This window comes from Enterobacter cloacae complex sp. HYC003_NIDB (genome assembly GCF_056673375.1).
In genome coordinates this window covers 511336-528935 of record NZ_CP114220.1, presented here as the reverse complement: position 1 = coordinate 528935, position 17600 = coordinate 511336, and the positions used below count along the sequence as shown (strand labels likewise).

Below are 17600 nucleotides of genomic sequence, written 5' to 3'. Positions count from 1 at the left end.
GCCCTCACCCCAACCCTCTCCCACAGGGAGAGGGCGCAAACACTAAAAACGGTAACGGTTGTTACCGTTTTGCATCTACCATGGTCTTAAACACTTCCGCCACCGCGACCGCCCCCGGATCCATCACCCCGTCCAGATTCTCTTTATTCACGTACGACGAGCGTCCCGCGCCGGCTTTCGCCATTTTCGCCGTTGCTTCAGCCCCTTGCTGCGCGGCCTGCGCTGCCGCCTGAATATTGCCTTTCTGTAACGCCTCCAGCGCCGGTTGCAGGGCATCGATCAGCGTACGATCGCCGAGATCTGCACCGCCATACTGCTTCATCTGCGCCAGTCCGCTCAGCAATGCTTCAGGTAGCGACTGTCCATCGTGAAGCTTTTGTCCTGCCGCCGTGAAGAAGATCGACATCAATACGCCGCTCGATCCGCCCATCACCGTTGCCAGCCGCTCCCCCACCAGCAGGAGTAATGTCGGCACGTCGTTAAGGGGCAGGTTGTTCTCCTCAAGTCGCTGCGCAATATCCCGCGCCCCTTGCGCAAAGGTGGAGCCCGTATCGCCATCGCCTACTTTGGCATCCAGCGCGTTAAGGCGATTTTCCAGCTGGATCAATGTTTTCGTTACCGAGGCGACGGCCTCGCTCACCTGCGGATTGTCCGACGGGGTATATTCCACGCGATCATGAAGGGCGCTATGGGGGACGGTACGCAGGGGCGCGAACGCGACGGGCTTCTGCCAGCCCAGCGTCTCGACCTCGGCGTGAATCGCCTTCTCGAAGAAATCGTTGAGCTTTAACAGCGTTAGCGAAAAGCCTTTCATATCCAGCGCACTCACCAGCGGCGCCGGGCCAATCAGATACGCAATGTTCTCTTTCAACGCCGAATGCGCCAGCTCTTTGGTGAGCAGAGCCATCTCCAGCGCTGACACGCCGCCGAGGTTGTTGATCAGCACCGCAAAGCGCCCGTCACCCGCCTGGGCTTTTAGCGGCGTCACCAGCGTATCGATAATCGCCCTGCTGTTCTGCGTATCCACCACCGATGCCCCCGGCTCGCCGTGAATCCCCAGCCCCAGCTCCACGTGGCCTTGCCTGATGCGTCCTTCTTCATCATCGCTACCCGGCAGGTTACAGGTTTGCATCGCAACCCCCAGGCTCCAGAGGTTATCACAGGCCTGTTGCGCAATATCCCGCACGTCGTTCAGCGATTTCCCCTGTTCTGCCGCATATCCCGCAATCTTATGCACCAGCGCCGTTCCCGCGATACCACGCGGCTGCTTGTTATCCGGTAGGGCGATATCATCCGCCACGATAACCATCTCGACCTTCAGGCCGTAGCGTTTGGCTTTTTCCGCCGCCAGGCCAAAGTTAAGCCGGTCACCGGTGTAGTTTTTCACAATCAGCAGGCAGCCACGATCGCCCGTCACCGCCACAATGGCATTGAGGACCGCATCCACGCTTGGGGAAGCGAACAGATCGCCACATACCGCTGCGGTAAGCATGCCTTTACCGACGAACCCGGCATGTGCCGGTTCATGGCCGGAGCCGCCACCGGAGATCACCGCCACGCGGCTTTTATCCCAGTCGCCGCGAGCCACCACGCGGATGGCCGGATCGATATCCAGTTTGACGAGATTACCGTGCGGCGCGGAGAGAAGTATGCCTTCAATGGCATCGTTGACAAGCTGTTTGCGGTCGTTAAAAAAGAATCTGGACATAGTTTCCCAAAATTTTGTTTACCGTATGCAAAAGCATAGTCCGCACTGGATAATGCGCCGCAAAGTGAGGAATTTACGCAGACATTTTGCCGTCAGGTTGCCTATACTCCACCCAGGACTACGAGAGGACGTGCATCATGAGTACACCATTGTTAATCGCCAGGACGCTGGAAAAAGAGCTGTTTTTACTGCCCGCGATGGCGAACCGTCATGGCCTGATCACCGGCGCGACCGGGACGGGAAAAACCGTCACCCTGCAAAAGCTGGCTGAGTCGTTGTCAGAGACTGGCGTGCCGGTTTTTATGGCTGACGTGAAGGGCGATTTAACCGGGGTGGCTCAGGAAGGTGCAGCGTCAGAAAAACTGCTTGAGCGCCTGAAAAGTATCGGCATCACGGACTGGACGCCGCACGGTAATCCGGTGGTGGCCTGGGATATCTTCGGCGAAAAAGGCCATCCGGTGCGTGCCACCGTCTCCGACCTCGGCCCGCTGCTGCTGGCCCGTCTGCTTAACCTCAACGACGTGCAGTCCGGGGTACTGAACATTATCTTCCGTATCGCCGACGATCAGGGGCTGCTGCTGCTCGATTTCAAAGATCTGCGCGCCATCACCCAGTACATCGGTGATAACGCCAAATCCTTCCAGAACCAGTACGGCAATATCAGCAGCGCCTCGGTGGGCGCCATTCAGCGCGGGCTCCTGACGCTGGAGCAACAGGGGGCCGAACACTTCTTCGGCGAGCCAATGCTGGATATCAAAGACTGGATGCGTACCGACAGCAGCGGCAAAGGCATCATCAACATTTTGAGCGCAGAGAAGCTCTACCAGATGCCGAAGCTTTACGCCGCCAGCCTGCTGTGGATGCTCTCTGAACTGTACGAACAACTGCCGGAAGCAGGCGATCTGGAAAAACCCAAACTGGTGTTCTTCTTTGACGAAGCGCACCTGTTGTTTAACGACGCGCCGCAGGTGCTGCTGGATAAAATTGAACAGGTTATCCGCCTGATCCGCTCCAAAGGCGTCGGGGTCTGGTTTGTGTCGCAAAACCCGTCGGATATTCCGGACAACGTACTGGGGCAGTTGGGTAACCGCGTGCAGCACGCCCTGCGCGCCTTTACGCCGAAAGATCAGAAAGCGGTGAAAGCCGCGGCGCAAACCATGCGCGCCAATCCGGCCTTTGATACCGAAACCGCCATTCAGGCGCTGGGTACCGGTGAAGCGCTGATATCGTTCCTCGATGCAAAAGGCAGCCCGACAGTTGTCGAGCGTGCGATGGTGATTGCGCCCTGCTCGCGCATGGGGCCGGTAACGGACGATGAACGCAACGCCCTGATTAATCACTCCCCGGTGTACGGGAAGTATGAAGACGAGGTGGATCGCGAATCCGCGTTCGAGATGCTGCAAAAAGGGGTGCAGGCGACTGCCGAATCGCAGGATGCCCCTGCCGCAAAAGGGCAATCTGTTGCCGTGGACGACGGCATTCTCGGCGGGCTGAAAGATATTCTGTTCGGCAGCACCGGGCCACGCGGCGGCAAACGCGATGGCGTAGTTCAGACCATGGCAAAAAGCGCGACGCGTCAGATTACCAACCAGATAGTACGCGGCATGCTGGGAAGTCTGCTAGGCGGCCGTCGCCGGTAGCGGGGGAACCCACGGGCGGCCAAGCGCCGACCCCTGTACGCCGTTCTCCTGTAGATAGCGGTCGATTTCCAGCATCCCCGTCCAGCGGTTCTCACACCAGAGCGGTGCCAGAAGCGTTGGGCGGCGGGCGCTGGCCGAGATGCGGTGGTAAACAATCTCCGGAGGCGTGTGGCGAATCATCTCCCCCGCCGTCACCGTATAGTCGTCGAGTTCGATACCACTTAACCGCCCCGCTTCCCATGCTTTCGCCATTATGCTGCCCTTCACGATATGCAGCGGATGCAGCTTAATGCCATCCACGCCGGTCTCGACGACTTTTTCCAGCGTTTCCAGCCCGTGCTGCTGCCCTTCTCCTGGCAAGCCGACAATCAGATGCGAGCAGACTTTTAATCCACGCTCACGGGCGAGACGCGTGGTGCGCTGGTAGCAGGCGAAATCATGCCCGCGATTGATACGGTGCAGGGTTTTGTCATGCGCGGTCTGCAAGCCCAGCTCCAGCCAGATCTCGTAGCCCTTCTCTTTGTACTCACTAAGTAAATCCAGCACGGCCTCCGGCACGCAGTCCGGACGCGTCCCCACGCACAGCCCGACAATGTTCGCTTGAGCAACCGCCTGCTGATACATCGAGCGCAGCACCTGCACCTCAGCCCACGTGCTGGTGTAGGCCTGGAAATAGGCCAGATACTGCTTCGCGCGATTCACCAGACTCGCCTGATGGGCGAGCTGTTCAGCGATAGATTTATGCTGCTGGGCCTCGTCAGCAAACGAGGCCACGTTACAGAAAGTGCAGCCACCACGCCCGATAGTGCCATCGCGATTCGGACAGCTAAAGCCGCCGTGCAGCGTCAGTTTGTGAACTTTTTGCCCATAGCGCTGCAAAAGATCCCCACCAAACATATTGACTAATTTCTGTAACTGCATAATCTGATAGACCGTCCCGAAGAAAGGGGACAAGCCTGCCATTTTTAGCCTCTGTCGGCGATGACCTGGATCAATCGCCCTGGACGGCCTTTATCTGCTTGAATAAATAATCACGATTACCGAGATTTCATTCACCCTGTACGTAATTACTTTTCCTTATGTTCTGATGGTTTTTTTCATTTATAGCGCCAGGACTGAAAAACAGTGATTTTATGCGGGTTTGAATGCAACACCAGATTAATATTCTGCTATAAATCTGCATTTCAGCACGCTGCATCGATAATACCGCTTTCATATAGTGAGTCAGATCACACTCCCCTGCACCTCCCCGGTGCTTTAAGTGGTTGTGAAAATAGTTAAATACATATTAAAAACAAAAAGATAACTACGCTTTAGCACATTTTTGTATAAATAAGATTGCCATTTGACCTGTGTACCAATTCCCGATAAGTTGGAAATCCGCTGGAAGCTTTCTGGATGAGCGGCCTGCTCATCATATTTATGCAGTAATTGAGATTCCCTCTGAAGCAAGTCCTCAAACTTGTTTACCTGCGCGAAAGGATGAAAAAGAGGGCGAATGCGAGGTCCGCGTATGAAACGCTAACCCCGTCGCCATGCTCTTTCTGCGCCTGTGCGCCACGGTAAAGTTCAGTGGGAAGCCCGACGAGCCTGGGGAGGTTCACTGATATGTTGTACGATAAATCCCTTGAGAAGGATAACTGTGGTTTCGGCCTGATCGCCCACATAGAAGGCGAACCTAGCCACAAGGTAGTGCGTACTGCTATTCACGCACTGGCCCGTATGCAGCACCGTGGCGCCATCCTTGCCGATGGTAAAACCGGCGACGGTTGCGGCCTGCTGCTGCAAAAACCGGATCGTTTCTTCCGTATCGTAGCGGAAGAGCGCGGCTGGCGTTTAGCCAAAAACTACGCTGTCGGTATGCTGTTCCTGAATCAGGATCCTGAAAAAGCTGCCGCCTCACGCCGCATCGTTGAAGAAGAACTTCAGCGTGAAACCCTGTCGATCGTCGGCTGGCGCGATGTGCCAACCAACGAAGGGGTGCTCGGTGAAATCGCCCTCTCCTCGCTGCCTCGTATTGAACAGATTTTTGTCAACGCGCCTGCGGGCTGGCGTCCGCGTGATATGGAACGCCGTCTGTTTATCGCCCGCCGCCGCATTGAAAAACGTCTTCAGGATGATAAAGAGTTCTACGTCTGTAGCCTCTCTAACCTTGTGAACATCTATAAAGGTCTGTGTATGCCGGCTGACCTGCCGCGCTTCTACCTGGACCTGGCGGACCTGCGTCTGGAATCGGCCATTTGCCTGTTCCACCAGCGCTTCTCCACCAACACCGTTCCACGCTGGCCGCTGGCGCAGCCGTTCCGCTACCTGGCGCATAACGGCGAGATCAACACCATCACCGGCAACCGCCAGTGGGCCCGCGCCCGTACCTATAAATTCCAGACGCCGCTGATCCCGGACCTGCACGATGCCGCGCCGTTCGTGAACGAAACCGGCTCGGACTCCAGCTCCATGGATAACATGCTGGAACTGCTGCTGGCGGGCGGGATGGACATCGTGCGCGCCATGCGTCTGCTCGTGCCACCGGCCTGGCAGAACAACCCGGATATGGACCCTGAGCTGCGCGCGTTCTTCGACTTTAACTCCATGCACATGGAGCCGTGGGACGGCCCGGCGGGCATCGTTATGTCCGACGGTCGTTTTGCCGCCTGTAACCTGGACCGTAATGGTCTGCGTCCGGCGCGCTACGTTATTACCAAAGACAAGCTCATCACCTGTGCCTCTGAAGTCGGGATCTGGGATTACCAGCCAGACGAAGTGGTCGAGAAAGGCCGCGTCGGACCGGGCGAGCTGATGGTGATCGACACCCGCGGTGGGCGTATTCTGCATTCCGCCGAAACCGACAACGATCTGAAGAGCCGCCATCCGTACAAAGAGTGGATGGAGAAAAACGTGCGTCGTCTGGTGCCGTTTGAAGATCTGTCGGACGAAGAAGTGGGCAGCCGCGAGCTGGACGATGACACCCTCGCGAGCTTCCAGAAGCAGTTTAACTACAGCGCGGAAGAGCTGGACTCGGTTATCCGCGTGCTCGGTGAAAACGGCCAGGAAGCGGTCGGCTCAATGGGTGACGATACCCCGTTTGCCGTGCTCTCCAGCCAGCCACGCATTATTTATGACTACTTCCGTCAGCAGTTTGCGCAGGTCACTAACCCGCCAATCGATCCGCTGCGCGAAGCCCACGTCATGTCGCTGGCCACCAGCATCGGCCGTGAGATGAACGTCTTCTGTGAAGCTGAAGGCCAGGCGCACCGTCTGACCTTTAAATCACCGATCCTGCTGTACTCCGATTTCAAACAGCTCACCACCATGACCGAGGAGCACTATCGCGCCGACACGCTCGATATCACCTTCGACGTGACCGAAACGAGCCTCGAAGAGACGGTGAACGCGCTGTGCGATAAAGCCGAGCAGATGGTGCGTAACGGCACCGTTCTGCTGGTGCTGTCTGACCGCAACATCGCGAAAAACCGTCTGCCGGTGCCTGCACCCATGGCGGTGGGGGCTATCCAGACGCGTCTGGTGGACAAGAGCCTGCGCTGCGACGCCAACATCATCGTTGAAACCGCGAGCGCGCGCGACCCGCACCACTTTGCGGTGCTGTTAGGCTTTGGCGCCACGGCAATCTACCCGTATCTGGCCTACGAAACGCTGGCCCGCCTGGTAGATACCCGCGCGATCGACAAAGACTACCGCGCCGTGATGCTGAACTACCGTAACGGCATCAACAAAGGTCTGTACAAAATCATGTCCAAAATGGGCATCTCGACCATCGCCTCTTACCGCTGCTCGAAGCTGTTTGAAGCGGTCGGCCTGCATGACGACGTCGCCAACCTCTGCTTCCAGGGCGTGATCAGCCGTATCGGCGGCGCCGGTTTTGCTGACTTCCAGCAGGATCTGGTGAACCTGTCGAAACGCGCCTGGCTGGCACGTAAGCCGCTGGAACAGGGCGGCCTGCTGAAATATGTCCACGGGGGTGAGTATCACGCTTATAACCCGGACGTGGTGCGCACGCTGCAACAGGCAGTGCAGAGCGGCGAGTACAGCGATTATCAGCAGTATGCAGAGCTGGTGAATAACCGTCCGGCAGCGACGCTGCGCGATCTCATTGCCCTCAATCCAGGTGATGAAGCGGTCAGCATTGACGAGGTTGAACCCGCGTCTGAGCTGTTCAAACGTTTCGACACCGCGGCGATGTCTATCGGCGCGCTGAGCCCGGAAGCGCACGAAGCGCTGGCGGAAGCCATGAACAGCATCGGCGGCAACTCCAACTCCGGGGAAGGCGGTGAAGATCCGGCCCGCTACGGCACCAATAAAGTGTCCCGTATTAAGCAGGTGGCGTCTGGTCGCTTTGGCGTAACGCCTGCGTACCTGGTTAACGCCGACGTGATTCAGATTAAAGTCGCGCAGGGTGCGAAACCGGGTGAAGGCGGTCAGCTGCCGGGTGATAAAGTCACCCCATACATCGCTAAGCTTCGCTATTCAGTGCCGGGCGTGACGCTGATCTCCCCGCCGCCGCACCACGATATCTACTCTATCGAGGATCTGGCGCAGCTGATTTTCGACCTGAAACAGGTCAACCCGAAAGCGATGATCTCCGTGAAGCTGGTTTCCGAACCGGGCGTTGGCACCATTGCCACCGGCGTGGCGAAAGCCTATGCGGATCTGATCACCATCGCCGGTTACGACGGCGGCACCGGCGCAAGCCCGCTCTCCTCCGTGAAATACGCGGGTTGTCCGTGGGAGCTCGGCCTGGTGGAAACCCAGCAGGCGCTGGTCGCTAACGGCCTGCGTCACAAGATCCGTTTGCAGGTGGACGGCGGACTGAAAACCGGCCTCGACATCATCAAAGCGGCGATTCTGGGAGCGGAAAGCTTCGGCTTTGGTACCGGCCCAATGGTTGCGCTCGGCTGTAAATACCTGCGTATTTGCCACCTGAACAACTGTGCAACGGGCGTTGCTACCCAGGACGAAAAGCTGCGTAAAAATCACTACCACGGCCTGCCGTTCAAAGTGACCAACTACTTTGACTTCATCGCCCGTGAAACCCGCGAGCTGATGGCGCAGCTGGGCGTGAAGCGTCTGGTAGACCTGATTGGCCGTACCGACCTGCTGAAAGAGCTTGAGGGCTTCACGGCCAAGCAGCAGAAGCTGGAGCTGTCTAAGCTGCTGGAAACCGCTCAGCCGCATCCTGGCAAAGCGGTTTACTGTACCGAGAACAACCCGCCGTTCGACAACGGCGTGCTGAACGCACAGCTGCTGCAACAGGCGAAGCCGTATGTGGATGAGAAGCAGAGCAAAACGTTCTGGTTTGATATCCGCAACACCGACCGTTCCGTGGGTGCGTCCCTCTCCGGTTACATCGCGCAAACGCACGGTGACCAGGGTCTGGCGTCGGATCCGATTACCGCGCACTTCAGCGGTACCGCGGGTCAGAGCTTCGGCGTGTGGAACGCAGGCGGAGTTGAGTTATACCTGACCGGCGATGCCAACGACTACGTCGGAAAAGGCATGGCGGGCGGTCTGCTGGCGGTGCGTCCTCCGGTTGGTTCAGCCTTCCGCAGCCATGAAGCGAGCATCATCGGCAATACCTGTCTGTACGGCGCAACCGGCGGTCGTCTGTTTGCCGCGGGCCGTGCGGGCGAACGTTTTGCGGTGCGTAACTCCGGCGCCATCACCGTGGTGGAAGGCATCGGCGATAACGGCTGTGAATACATGACGGGCGGAATTGTGTGCGTCCTGGGTAAAACCGGCGTGAACTTTGGCGCGGGCATGACGGGCGGTTTTGCCTACGTCCTGGATGAAGACGGTGAGTTCCGCAAACGTGTGAACCCGGAGCTGGTGGAAGTGCTGGACGTTGATACGCTGGCTATCCACGAAGAACACCTGCGCGGTTTAATTACCGAACACGTGCAGCATACCGGTTCTTCGCGCGGCGAAGAGATCCTGGCCAACTGGCCGGCATTCTCTGCGAAATTCGCGCTGGTGAAGCCGAAGTCCAGCGATGTTAAAGCCCTGTTGGGTCACCGTAGTCGTAGCGCAGCAGAGCTGCGCGTGCAGGCGCAGTAAGGAATTCAGATGAGCCAGAACGTTTACCAGTTTATCGACCTTCAGCGTGTTGATCCGCCAAAGAAACCGCTGAAGATCCGTAAAATTGAATTTGTTGAAATCTATGAGCCGTTTTCAGAAGGCCAGGCCAAAGCACAGGCAGACCGCTGCCTGTCCTGCGGTAACCCTTACTGCGAATGGAAGTGTCCGGTCCATAACTACATCCCGAACTGGCTGAAGCTGGCCAACGAAGGGCGTATTTTTGAAGCCGCCGAGCTGTCTCATCAGACCAACACCCTGCCGGAAGTGTGCGGCCGCGTGTGCCCTCAGGATCGTCTGTGTGAAGGCTCCTGTACGCTGAACGACGAGTTTGGCGCGGTAACCATCGGCAACATCGAACGCTATATCAACGATAAAGCGTTCGAGATGGGCTGGCGCCCGGATATGACCGGTGTGCGTCAAACCGACAAGCGCGTAGCGATTATCGGCGCGGGCCCGGCAGGCCTGGCCTGTGCGGACGTGCTGACCCGTAACGGCGTGAAGGCGGTGGTCTTTGATCGCCACCCGGAGATTGGCGGCCTGCTGACCTTCGGTATCCCGGCCTTCAAGCTGGAGAAAGAGGTGATGACCCGCCGCCGCGAAATCTTCACCGGCATGGGCATTGAGTTCAAACTCAACACCGAAGTGGGCCGCGACGTGCAGCTCGACGACCTGCTGAAAGATTACGACGCCGTGTTCCTGGGCGTAGGCACTTATCAGTCCATGCGCGGTGGTCTGGAGAACGAAGATGCGCCAGGCGTGTACGACGCGCTGCCGTTCCTGATTGCGAATACCAAACAGCTAATGGGCTACGGCGAGACCGCCGATGAGCCGTTCGTCAGCATGGAAGGCAAACGCGTGGTGGTGCTGGGCGGCGGTGATACCGCGATGGACTGCGTGCGTACCTCCATTCGCCAGAATGCGGCGCATGTCATCTGTGCCTACCGTCGTGACGAAGAGAACATGCCGGGCTCTAAGCGCGAAGTGAAAAACGCACGTGAAGAGGGCGTCGAGTTCCAGTTCAACATCCAGCCTCTGGGTATTGAAGTGAATGCCAACGGTAAAGTGAGCGGCGTGAAGATGGCGCGCACGGAGATGGGTGCGCCAGATGCGAAAGGCCGTCGTCGCGCGGAGATCGTGGCCGGTTCTGAACACGTGATCCCGGCTGACGCCGTGGTGATGGCGTTTGGTTTTCGTCCTCACAGCATGGAGTGGCTGGCGAAGCACAGCGTAGAGCTGGACTCTCAAGGCCGCATCATTGCGCCAGAAGGCAGCGATAACGCGTTCCAGACCAGCAACCCGAAAATCTTCGCCGGTGGCGACATCGTTCGCGGCTCTGACCTGGTGGTCACGGCGATTGCTGAAGGCCGTAAAGCGGCTGACGGGATCATGAACTTCCTGGAAGTGTAAGCCCCTCTGACTCCCCGGCAGAAGCATAAAGCGGAACGCTGGGGAGCCTGTTTTCAGTAGCCTACCCTTAAGTTAATGGTGCCTTTTTAAGCAAAAAAGCAGCGTAAATCCCGACGTAAACGTTTGCTTTCATGAAAAAAATGTATATTATGCGGCGGATTTTTTGGCCAAAATTCAAGGAGGCGTTGTGTCGCAAGATAACAATTATAGCCAGGGCCCCGTCCCTCTGGCGGCGCGGAAAGGCGTGGTTCCACTCACTTTTGTGATGTTAGGGCTAACGTTTTTTTCCGCCAGCATGTGGACCGGAGGCACGCTCGGTACCGGTCTTTCCTATAATGATTTCTTCCTCGCAGTTCTCTTCGGCAATCTCCTCCTCGGTATTTACACTGCTTTTCTTGGCTACATTGGCGCAAAAACCGGCCTCTCAACCCATCTTCTTGCGCGTTACTCGTTCGGTATAAAAGGTTCCTGGCTTCCCTCCATGCTTTTAGGCGGTACGCAGGTAGGATGGTTTGGCGTCGGCGTAGCGATGTTTGCCATCCCGGTGAGTAAAGCCACGGGCATCGACGTGAACATCCTGATAGCGGTTTCCGGCCTGTTGATGACGTTAACCATTTTTTTTGGCATCTCGGCACTGACGATTTTATCCATCATCGCCGTACCCGCTATCGTCATCCTGGGTAGCTACTCCGTCTGGCTGGCGGTGGACGGCGTGGGAGGATTGGACCACCTCAAATCCATTGTGCCGCAGACGCCGCTCAACTTTTCCAGCGCGCTGGCGCTGGTCGTAGGCTCGTTTATCAGCGCAGGCACGCTGACCGCCGACTTCGTCCGCTTTGGCCGCAATGCCAAAGGTGCCGTTCTGGTGGCGATGGTGGCATTTTTCCTTGGCAATTCGCTGATGTTTATCTTCGGTGCGGCAGGCGCTGCCGCCGTAGGACAGGCCGATATTTCTGACGTGATGATCGCCCAGGGACTGCTGCTGCCGGCCATTGTCGTTCTTGGCCTGAATATCTGGACCACCAATGACAACGCGCTGTACGCCTCTGGTTTGGGTTTCGCCAATATTACTGGCCTTTCCAGCCGTACGCTGTCGGTGGTTAATGGCATTATCGGTACGCTGTGCGCGCTGTGGCTATACAACAACTTCGTTGGCTGGCTGACCTTTTTGTCGGCAGCGATTCCGCCGATTGGCGGGGTGATTATCGCCGACTACCTGATTAATCGCCGCCGCTATGCCAGCTTCGACCACGCAAAATTTGTGTCCGTTAACTGGATTGCCATTTTCTCGGTTGCCCTGGGTGTTGCTGCCGGGCACTACATTCCAGGAATTGTCCCCGTTAACGCAGTATTGGGTGGCGTCTTCAGCTATTTGGTGTTAAACCCATTCGCCAAACGTACCCTTGCTAATCCTTCGGAGGTTTCCCATGCAGAATAATTCCCTCACTATCCGTCAGGCCCGTTTGCAGGGGCAAGAGGGTTTATGGCAAATCACGATTGAGGACGGACGCTTCAGCCGTATCGATCCTCAGGAAACCGCCTCTGCGCCAGTCGGTCAGGTGCTGGACGCCGAATGCGGGCTGATTATCCCTCCTTTCATCGAGCCGCATATCCATCTGGATACAACGCAAACGGCGGGTGAACCGAACTGGAACCAGTCCGGCACGCTTTTCGAGGGAATCGAGCGCTGGGCCGAACGCAAGGCGATGCTTACCCACGAAGACGTTAAAACTCGCGCGATGCAGACCCTGAAGTGGCAAATCGCCAACGGCATTCAGTACGTACGTACACACGTTGACGTCTCGGACCCCACCCTTACGGCACTGAAAGCCATGCTGGAGGTGAAGCAGGAAATCGCCCCGTGGGTCGATATGCAAATTGTGGCATTCCCGCAGGAAGGCATTCTTTCTTATCCGAACGGTGAAGAACTGCTTGAGGAAGCCGTGCGTTTAGGGGCGGATGTCATCGGCGCAATCCCCCACTTTGAATTTACGCGTGAATATGGCGTTGAGTCGCTGCATAAAACGTTTTCCCTGGCCAGAAAGTACGACCGACTGATCGATGTCCACTGTGATGAGATTGATGATGAACAATCGCGCTTCGTTGAAACCGTTGCCGCACTGGCACATCGTGACGGAATGGGTTCACGCGTGACCGCCAGCCATACCACGGCGATGCACTCCTATAATGGCGCGTATACGTCCCGACTGTTCCGCCTGTTAAAAATGTCAGGCATTAACTTCGTGGCAAACCCGCTGGTTAACACGCATTTGCAGGGCCGTTTCGATACCTATCCCAAACGCCGAGGCATCACACGCGTCAAAGAAATGCTGGAAGCGGAGATCAACGTCTGCTTTGGTCATGACGACGTTTTCGATCCATGGTATCCGCTGGGAACCGCGAATATGCTTCAGGTTCTGCATATGGGGCTGCACGTTTGCCAACTGATGGGTTACGGGCAAATAAATGATGGGCTTAACCTGATCACTACCCACAGCGCGAAAACGCTCGATTTGCAGGACTATGGCGTGCGCGTTGGGAATACAGCAAACCTGGTGATTCTCCCGGCAGAGAATGGGTTTGATGCAGTTCGTCGCCAGACGCCGGCAAGATACTCTGTTCGCCACGGCAAGGTGATTGCCGAGACGGTGCCCAGCCAGACAACCTTGCACCTGACGCAGCCGGAAGCGGTGACGTTTAAGCGCCAGAATATCGAATAACATTGCCGGATGGCGGCTGCGCCTTATCCGGCCTGCAAATTACGTTATGCCCGCAGGCCTGATAAGCGAAGCGCCATCAGGCCTATAAACTACGTATCCAGCAAGCGGGCGCGTACCTTCACCACGACTTTCTTTATCTCGCCTGGCTCAAGGATTGCGCATCCTGGCTTATGTGGCTCTCCCGGCATAAATACGGCGCACATCCCCGACCGGAGGGTGACACACTGTTCACCTGCAATCTCACTGCACAACTGATAATCTTCTTCAGGATGAAAATCTTCACGCTGGCGTGCCGAGCCCGTCACGCCAAAGAGGATGCGCTCTTCTCCCGTCAATAACACCTGGATATCAATATATTGCTCATGCAGTTCCGCTTTCTTCTGGTCTGGAAACTGCGTGGCAAACGTCATCACGTTCATGAAGATATCCTCACCGCGAAGCTCATAACGTCCTGCCGCTTTTTCCAGCGGACGGGCAGCCAGCGCGAGGGTTAGCGCCTCCAGAAGAACGGGATGCAACCCCGTGGAGGGAAGCGTCCGAATCTCACCAAAAAACATCATCTTTCTCCCTGAGCTAACAGCGCCGCGCCCAGTAAGCCCGCATCGTGTCGATAGTGCGCGGCGGTTAATTCAACGTGATAAACAGAAGGATGCTCCTCAAGATACGCGCGGACCCGCGCCAGATACCCTCCTGCCAGCCCGATGCTGCCGCCAATCACCACGCGCTGGCAGTCCATCACCGCTTTCGTGTCGGCAATAAGCCGCGCCAGTACCTGTGCAGAACGTTGGACCAGTTCCGCCGCCTGTTTATTTCCCTCTGCCGCGCGCGCAAAAATCGTTTTTGCATCGCATCCTGCAAGCTCTCCCCTGGCTGCGGCGGCAATACCGCGACCAGACGCGATGGCTTCCACGCACCCCACGCGACCACAGCCGCATTGCGGGCCGTTTGGATCGGCGAGCGTATGCCCAAGATGCCCTGCCAGTCCGCCGCTTCCGGTCACGAGTTTCCCGTTACTGACTACGCCGCCCCCCACGCCCGTTGAAACAGTCAGGAATACCATGTCTTTAATTTCCTTCGCACTAACGTGATATTCCGCCCATGCCGCAGCCTGAGCATCATTGATCGCCAGGGTCGGCAAACCAGCAATGTCTTCGAGCGTCTGCACCAGCGGAAAATGGTGCAATCCTCCGAGATTTTGCGGGTTAATCGCCAGCAGATTGCCGTCCTGAATGATTCCGGTTGAGGCAATGGCCGCACGCGTTGCCTGGGTCTGTAACGGCTTGACCAGCTCAGCCAGCGCCTCACGCAGCGCGTCAGGCGTCTTACTGGCGGGCGTAGGGCATTCGCGTCGCGCGTGGATCTGTAAACCGTCATCCACCAGGGCGGCGGCAAGTTTAGTTCCACCTATGTCTATCGCCAGTGTCGTCATAGCACCGCCCCGCTCGGAAATGTTTTTATCCCGTTGTGACATACTTCATCCCTTACGAATGTGCCCGGTACAGGTCCGGGCAAGCGGATTAACTTTTGCTTTTCGCTAAAGCGCTTTTATCGCCGCCAAACGGGACGGCTCCGCTGAAAGGTTTACCGTCAATAGCGTCATGCGTACGCAGGGCTTCTGGCCTGATCCAGCGCTGAACGCGGGAGGGCATATCCAGACCAATAAGCAAGATCACCACAAACGTCAGGCCAAAAGAGAGCGATCCCAGGGCCGTGCCCAGCGCCATATCCTGCGACAGCAGCGCGCCAATCACCGGGGCAATCGCGCCGCCCAACGCGCCAACGTTGTAGGTAAAGCCCAGACCCGCCGCACGCTGGTCGGTATCGAAATAGCCGCCGATGAGTTTGGGTAAGATCCCGGAGATCCCCTGCCCCAGCATCTGCTGGAAAAAGAGTAACAAGCCCAACACCCAGACATTGGCGCCGCCGATCGCAAAGACGGGAACAATCAGGAGCTGTGAGGCCAACAGGCTACAGACATAGGCCTTGCGGGTGCCAAGCCAGTCACCGAGAAAACCACCCACGCAGCAGCCTACTGCCGCGCCGAAGCCGCTAAAGAACAGCACCTTCGCCACCGTTGAGGGATCATAGGCCAGGTCGGTTTTCAGATAAGTGGGTAATAGCGCCTGAATCGGCCAGGAGTAGAGAAAGGCGAAGAGCACGACAACCATCAACGTGACGCCCGTCGGCCAGCGTTTACCGCTGCTTTGCACCATAAAGCTGATAAAGACGATGGCGCACAGCAGGCCGAGAATAACGACCAGCCCCGCGTTGTTGAGTTCGCCTGCAAAACAGAACCACAGCGCCGTACCGGCAAACAGCGTCATCGCCATATTGATGACGCGGTATTTGCCGCGATACAGAATATCAACCATGGTGCGCACCGGGGCTTTGCCTTCGTGCTTCGCTTTCCAGTCCTCAGCTTCCGGAATATTTTTCCGCAGCCACAGGGCAAAGACGATGGGCAGAATGCCGATAAAGAACAGCGCCCGCCAGCCCCAGACGGGCACGACAAGGCTGTAGACCTGGGCCGCAACCACGGCGCCGACGGAGAAACCGGAAATCAGAAAACCACTCGCCTTGTTGCGCAGGTGCTTTGGCCAGCTTTCAATCACATAGGTTGCGCTGGAGCCATATTCCCCCGCCATCCCCATGCCTATCACCATGCGGGCGATAAACAGGGTGACGTAACCCGGCGCAAAACCGCAGGCCAGCGTACCGCAGGAAAAGAGCACGATGCTGGTGATCATCGCCAGCTTGCGGCCATAGCGGTCGCCCATGGCGCCCAGCAGCAGGCCGCCGAACCAGCGCGATATAAAGGCCGCCGAAATCAGGCTCGCCGCTTCCACTGTCGTCAGGGCAAACTCGCTTTTTATTTCTGTCAGGACTAAGGCTATCAATACAAAATCGAAGCCATCAAGCAGATATCCCAGCCAGGCGGCGGAGAAGGCGCGCCACTGAGGACGGGTAAGATGGCGGTACCACGGGATGCTTTGGGTAGACTTACTCATTTCACTCTCCCGACGATTTCTCTGTCGTTTTGCCGGATGGCGGCTGCGCCCCCGGCGATGTGTTAGCGTTTTTCCGCCATTAGCTGCTCCGCCAGCGCTTTCAGCGCTGGCACGAATTTTTCATCCACAGGGGCAAACGGCTTACGGCACAGCGGCACGGATACCACGTCCATATAGTGCAGAACCGTTTTCAGACCACGGAACACCCCGGCTTTAATCAGCAGATCGATCACCGTGTTGCATTCGCTTTGCAGGCGCTGTGCGGTGGCGTTATCCCCTTCACGAACCGCTTTAGCGATCGCCTGGTAGCGCCAGCCCATAATGTTGTAGGTGCTGCCGATCCCCCCGTCCGCGCCGGCCAGCAGGCCGGAGGCGAAGATCTCGTCATAACCGTTGTAGAGCACCAGATCCGGATGTTCACGACGGATCTGCTCCATCTGGAAGAGATCGCCGGAGGTTTGCTTCAGCGCGCCGACGCCAGGCAGCGTTACCAGCGTGTTGATCTGATCCAGCGTTAACTTAACGCCGCTTAGCGCAGGGATGTTATAAACCACCATCGGCAACCCCTCCGCGGAGTCAATAATTGCACGGTAATGATCGCAATGTTCTTCAAAGCTAAAGGGATAGTAAAACGGTGTGACGGCGGACACAGCGTCAAAACCGACGCGGGCGGCGGCCATGGCTAACTGCTGGCTTTCCGCCGTGCTGACGCAGCCAACATGGGCGATGAGCGTGATTTTCCCCTTCGCCTCTTCCGCCACAATCTCCATCACCTGCTCTCGTTCCGAAAGGCTCTGTACAAAGGCCTCTCCCGTTGAACCGCCGACGTACAGCCCATCGATACCCTGTTCAATATTGAACCGCACCAGACGGCGCAGGCTTTCTTTATCCAGCATCTGCTCAGAGTTAAACGGGGTCAGGAGTGCGGCCATTACGCCGCGTAATTGCGTTGCCATAGTTACCTCAATCGATCGTGTGTTTATTATAACGACATACCTTTATACCTGTTATACCAGATCAATTAAGC

The 17600-nt window shown here is 57.1% G+C and carries 11 protein-coding genes; 5 read left to right on the top strand and 6 right to left on the bottom strand.

The genetic code is table 11. The features are described from left to right. Positions 1-61 precede the first annotated feature (61 nt). A complete protein-coding gene (locus O1722_RS02495) occupies positions 62-1708 on the bottom strand; it encodes a dihydroxyacetone kinase subunit DhaK (RefSeq protein ID WP_032649667.1) in 1647 nt (548 codons plus the stop codon). A 137-nt stretch (positions 1709-1845) separates the two neighbouring features. Here O1722_RS02495 and O1722_RS02490 point away from each other — a divergent pair, with 137 nt between their 5' ends. Then, positions 1846-3348, top strand: a complete 1503-nt coding sequence (locus O1722_RS02490) for a helicase HerA-like C-terminal domain-containing protein (RefSeq protein ID WP_017382723.1) — start codon at positions 1846-1848, stop codon at positions 3346-3348. Here O1722_RS02490 and mnmL read toward each other — a convergent pair. Continuing rightward, positions 3328-4269, bottom strand: coding sequence for a tRNA modification radical SAM protein MnmL/YtqA (mnmL, locus tag O1722_RS02485; protein ID WP_096152317.1), 942 nt, complete (start codon positions 4267-4269; stop codon positions 3328-3330). The two genes, O1722_RS02490 and mnmL, sit on opposite strands and share 21 nt — an antisense overlap. Before the next feature lie 687 nt (positions 4270-4956). Here mnmL and gltB point away from each other — a divergent pair. The 4 genes from gltB to O1722_RS02465 all read left to right on the top strand — a co-directional run bounded on the left by gltB (position 4957) and on the right by O1722_RS02465 (position 13565). Further along, positions 4957-9417, top strand: a complete 4461-nt coding sequence (gltB, locus tag O1722_RS02480) for a glutamate synthase large subunit (protein ID WP_017382722.1) — start codon at positions 4957-4959, stop codon at positions 9415-9417. A 9-nt stretch (positions 9418-9426) separates the two neighbouring features. Continuing rightward, positions 9427-10845: a glutamate synthase subunit GltD gene (gene gltD / locus O1722_RS02475; RefSeq protein ID WP_017382721.1), complete on the top strand. Its 1419-nt coding sequence runs from the start codon at positions 9427-9429 to the stop codon at positions 10843-10845. 187 nt (positions 10846-11032) lie between these two features. After that, positions 11033-12283, top strand: a complete 1251-nt coding sequence (gene codB, locus O1722_RS02470) for a cytosine permease (protein ID WP_017382720.1) — start codon at positions 11033-11035, stop codon at positions 12281-12283. After that, positions 12273-13565 (top strand): cytosine deaminase, encoded by a 1293-nt coding sequence (locus O1722_RS02465; protein WP_033487761.1) that lies wholly within the window; start codon positions 12273-12275, stop codon positions 13563-13565. Before codB ends, O1722_RS02465 begins: the two co-directional genes overlap by 11 nt. Before the next feature lie 89 nt (positions 13566-13654). Here O1722_RS02465 and nanQ read toward each other — a convergent pair whose 3' ends face one another. The 4 genes from nanQ to nanA all read right to left on the bottom strand — a co-directional run bounded on the left by nanQ (position 13655) and on the right by nanA (position 17529). Beyond that, positions 13655-14122: an N-acetylneuraminate anomerase gene (gene nanQ / locus O1722_RS02460; protein WP_032670742.1), complete on the bottom strand. Its 468-nt coding sequence runs from the start codon at positions 14120-14122 to the stop codon at positions 13655-13657. Next, positions 14122-14994 carry an N-acetylmannosamine kinase gene (nanK, locus tag O1722_RS02455; RefSeq protein WP_015571999.1) on the bottom strand — a complete coding sequence of 291 codons (873 nt, stop codon included), beginning with the start codon at positions 14992-14994 and terminating at the stop codon, positions 14122-14124. Before nanK ends, nanQ begins: the two co-directional genes overlap by 1 nt. A gap of 88 nt (positions 14995-15082) precedes the next feature. Then, positions 15083-16573, bottom strand: a complete 1491-nt coding sequence (locus O1722_RS02450) for an MFS transporter (protein ID WP_015572000.1) — start codon at positions 16571-16573, stop codon at positions 15083-15085. A gap of 62 nt (positions 16574-16635) precedes the next feature. Then, complete coding sequence (gene nanA / locus O1722_RS02445; RefSeq protein WP_017693901.1) at positions 16636-17529, bottom strand: N-acetylneuraminate lyase; 894 nt, start codon at positions 17527-17529, stop codon at positions 16636-16638. Positions 17530-17600: the final 71 nt, after the last annotated feature.